Below are 4,473 nucleotides of genomic sequence, written 5' to 3' on the forward strand. Positions count from 1 at the left end.
CGCCCAGGCCGCTGCCGGTGTGGGTGGTGTGATCAAGATGGTGCAGGCGATGCGGGCCGGAGTGGCGCCCCGCTCACTGCACTGTGAAGTGCCGTCACCCATGGTCGACTGGGACTCCGGTGCGGTGCGGCTGCTGTCGTCCCGGCAAGACTGGCCCGACACCGGCCGCCCCCGCCGCGCCGCAGTCTCCTCCTTCGGAATCAGTGGCACCAACGCCCACGTCATCCTCGAACAAGCCCCGGCCGCCGACACCGAACCGGCCGCCGACACCGAACCGGGCAGCCCGGTCGCCTGGGTGGTGTCCGGGCACAACCCCGCCGCCCTGAGCGACCAGGCCCGCGCGCTGCACGACCTGGTCACCGGCCCCCAACGCCCGGACCCGACAAGCGTCGCGGTCGCCCTGACCCGCCGCACCGTCCTGCACCGCTGGGCCGTGGTCACCGGCACCGACCCGGACACCCGCGCCGCTGCCCTCGAAGCCCTGGCCACCGGCGGATCCGCACCCGGCCTGACACACGGCCCGGCCGGTCCGCGCGGCCGGCTCGCGTTCCTGTTCACCGGGCAGGGCAGCCAACGCATCGGCATGGGCCGCACCCTGTACGACCGGTCGGCACCGTACCGCCGCGCCCTCGACGACGTGTGCGCCCACCTCGACGGGCACCTCGACCAGCCGCTGCGCGACATCCTGTTCGCCGACCCGGACAGCGCCGACGCGGCCCTGCTCGGCCAGACCGTGTTCACCCAGGCCGCGCTGTTCGCCACCGAGGTCGCCCTCTACCGGCATGTGGAGGCCTGCGGGGTACGACCGGACACCGTCCTCGGCCACTCTGTCGGCGGGATCACCGCCGCGCACGTCGCCGGCGTGTTCGACCTGGCCGACGCCGCCCGGCTGATCGCCGCCCGCGGCCACGCCATGCAGGCCGCCCGCGACGACGGCGCGATGATCGCGCTGGACGCCACCGAAGACGAGGTCCGCGACTGGCTGGCCGGCCGTACCGACCTGACCGTGGCCGCAGTCAACGCCCCCCGATCCACAGTCGTCGCCGGGGACCGCGCCGCCGTCCAGGACACCGTCGAACACTGGCGATCCCGCGGCCGGCGGGCCACCGCGCTGCCGGTCAGCCACGCCTTCCACTCACACCACATGGACGGTGTGCTCGACGAGTTCCGCCAGGCGATCGACGGACTCACCTTCCGCGAACCCGTGCTCACCGTCGTCTCCGACACCACCGGCGACCCGGCTACCGCCAGCGAGCTGCGCAGCGCCGACTACTGGGTGCGGCACGTGCGGCAGCCGGTGCGATTCGCCGACGCGGTCCGCACCCTGCACCGTACGGGCGTCACCGACCTGGTCGAGATCGGTCCCGACGCCGTACTGACCGGACTGGCCGCAGCCACACTGGGCGACCCGCCCGGCCTCGTCGCCCCGATGCTGCGTGCCGGCCGCGACGAGCCGGAGACCGTGCTCACCGTCCTGGCCCTGCTGCACGGACGGGGCGTGCCGGTGGACTGGGAACGGGTACACCCCGGCAGCCGCCCGGTGCCGCTGCCCACCTACCGGTTCCGGCGCCGCCGCTACTGGCTGGACGCCCGTGCCGCCGGCCCGGCCGCAGCCGGACAGCACGACACCGCCCACCCGCTGCTCGGCGCGGCCGTCGATGTGGCCGGCTCGGACACCGCCGTACTGACCGGCCGACTCGATGCGACCGGCGGCGCCTGGCTGGCCGAGCACCGCCCCGGCGACGTCCCGCTGGTACCCGGCAGCGCCCTGACCGACCTGGTGCTGCGGGCCGGCGCGCAGGTCGCCTGCCACCAACTGGCCGAGCTGACCCTGAGCACCCCGCTGCCGTTCGACGGACGCGAACCGGTCGCCGTGCAGGTGGTGGCCGACGCCCCGGCCGACGACGGCAGCCGCACGGTCGCCGTGTACGCCCGCCCCGCCGGCGCCGCCGCCGGGCACCCGTGGACCCGGCACGCCGACGGCCTGCTCACCCCCGCACCGACGCCCGCCCCACCGTCCGGCCCGTGGCCACCGCAGGACGCCGAACCGGTCGCGCTCGACGACGTCTACGACCGGCTCGCCGGCCTCGGCTACCACTACGGACCGGCGTTCCGCCGGATGACCCGGCTGTGGCGCCGCCCCGGCGAACGGTACGTCGAGGTCACCCTCGCCGAGGACCAACTGCCCGAGGCCGCCGGCTACGCCCTGCACCCCGCGCTGCTCGACGCCGCGCTGCACCCGCTGCTGCCCCTGGTGGCCGCGGCACCGGACGAGGTGGGCGCCGAGGTGCTGCCGTTCGCGTTCACCGGGGTACGCCTGCACGCCAGCGGCGCGTCCACGCTGCGGGTCACCCTCACCGTCCACGAGACCGGCGAGGACGGCACGGTGGTGTCGCTGAACGCCACCGACCCGGCCGGCGGTCCGGTACTGACCGTGGATCGGCTGCGGTTGCTGCCCCGCGCCGCCGGCCCGACCGCTGTCCCGGACGGGCTGCACCGGCTCACCTGGCGTCCGGTGCCTGCCCCGAACGGCGCGCCGGTGGACGCGGCGACGCTCGGCCTGCCGGATGCCACCGGGCTTCCCGCGTACGCCACGGTCGGCGACCTGCCCGCCACAGCTGCGGTGTTCGTGGCCGCCCCGGACGGCGACCCGGCCGCCACCCCACCGCAACGGGTACGACAGAGCCTGACCGCCACCCTCGACCTGCTGCGCCGCTGGCTGGCCGACGACACCCGCGCGGAACTGGTGCTGGTGACCCGGCATGCGGTCGCGACCACCACCGACGCCGACCCCGACCCGGTCCAGGCCGCGGTGTGGGGCCTCGTCCGGTCCGCTCAGGCCGAACAGCCGGGCCGCTTCCGGCTGGTCGACGTGGACGACACCGACCCCTCCTGGGCGGCCCTCGCCGCCGTCGCCGCCACCACCGAACCGCAGACGGCGATCCGGGCCGGTCGGCTGCTGGCACCCCGCCTGGCCCCGGTCACCCGGGCCGGCACCGAAGCCCGGCCGGACCTGTCCGGCGGACCGGTGCTCGTCACCGGGGCCACCGGCGCGCTGGGCGCGGTCCTGGCCCGACACCTGGTCACCGCGTACGGCGCCACCGACCTGGTGCTGCTCAGCCGCCGCGGACCGGCCGCCCCCGACGCCGACCGGCTCGCCGAAGAACTGACCGATCTCGGCGCTGCCGTACGCACCCTCGCCTGCGACGTCAGCGACCGTGCCGCCCTCGCCGCCGTGCTCGACGGACTCGACCGACCACCCGCCGCCGTCGCCCACGTCGCCGGCACCACCCGTGACCGCACCGTCACCGCGCTGACCGGCGACGACCTCGACCATGTGCTGGCACCCAAGGTGGACGCCGCCTGGCATCTGCACGAACTGACGGCCGACCGGCCACCGGCACTGTTCCTGCTGTACTCCTCGGTGGCCGGCACCCTCGGCACCGCCGGACAGGGCAACTACGCCGCCGCCAACGCCTTCCTCGACGCGCTGGCACAGCACCGCCGCGCGGCCGGACTGCCCGCCGTCTCCCTCGGCTGGGGCCTGTGGGCACAGAGCAGCGCCCTGTCCGGGCACCTGTCCGACACCGACCGGCAGCGGGTGGCCCGGCTGGGACTGCGGCCACTTGCCGACGAGGAAGCGATGCGGCTGTTCGACGCCGCCCTCACCGACGGCGGCCCGGCGTTCGCGGTCACCCGCTTCGACGTCCGCCGCCTCACCGACCCGCCGGCCGTGCTGCGCGACCTGGCCGGGCCCGCCCTGCCCGCGGCCTCCGCGGCCGTCGCCGCCGACCGGCCCGCCCTGGCCGCACAACTGGCTGGCCGCCCACCGGAACAACGACGCGACCTGCTCACCGGTCTGGTACGGGCGCAGGTCGCCGGTGTGCTCGGCCGCAGCGACCCGGACGGCATCGACCTGGACCGCGCCCTGACCGACCTCGGGTTCGACTCGCTCACCGCGGTCGAGCTGCGTAACCGGCTCGGTACGGCGACCGGGCACCGGCTGCCCGCGACGCTGGCGTTCGACCACCCGACCCCGGCCGCATTGGTCGCCTACCTGGACGACCTGATGGCCGACAGCCCACCCGACGACGGCGTGCACGCCGAACTCGACCGGCTGGAGGCACTTCTGCGCGACGGCGGACCCGGCGACGGCACGATCGCCGACCGGCTGCGGCAGCTGCTCACCCTGGCGGCCCCCGATTCCCCGGCCACCGTTGACCTTGACACAGCCAGTGACGAAGCGCTGTTCGCGCTGATCGACGACCTCGACTGAGCGGGAGACGACCGTGGCCGACGAGCAGAAGTTGCGCGACTACCTCAAGCGCGCCATCGCCGACTCACAGGACCTGCGGGCCCGGCTGCGGGCCGCCGAGGACCAGGATCGGGAGCCGATCGCGGTGGTCGGCATGGGCTGCCGCTACCCGGGTGGCGTCACCTCACCGGACGAGCTGTGGGATCTGGTGCTGGCCG

2 protein-coding genes are annotated in these 4,473 nt (G+C 75.5%); both read left to right on the forward strand.

From position 1 onward, the window contains the following. The coding region (locus tag Vgi01_RS30170; RefSeq protein ID WP_204293326.1) for a type I polyketide synthase at positions 1 to 4,276 on the forward strand (4,276 nt) is incomplete at its 5' end. Between the two features lie 13 nt (positions 4,277 to 4,289). Further along, positions 4,290 to 4,473, forward strand: a 184-nt coding sequence (locus tag Vgi01_RS30175; protein WP_204293327.1) for a polyketide synthase docking domain-containing protein, incomplete at its 3' end; no start/stop codon positions are given.

The organism is Micromonospora gifhornensis, assembly GCF_016863515.1.
In the GTDB taxonomy this organism is placed as follows: domain Bacteria; phylum Actinomycetota; class Actinomycetes; order Mycobacteriales; family Micromonosporaceae; genus Micromonospora; species Micromonospora gifhornensis.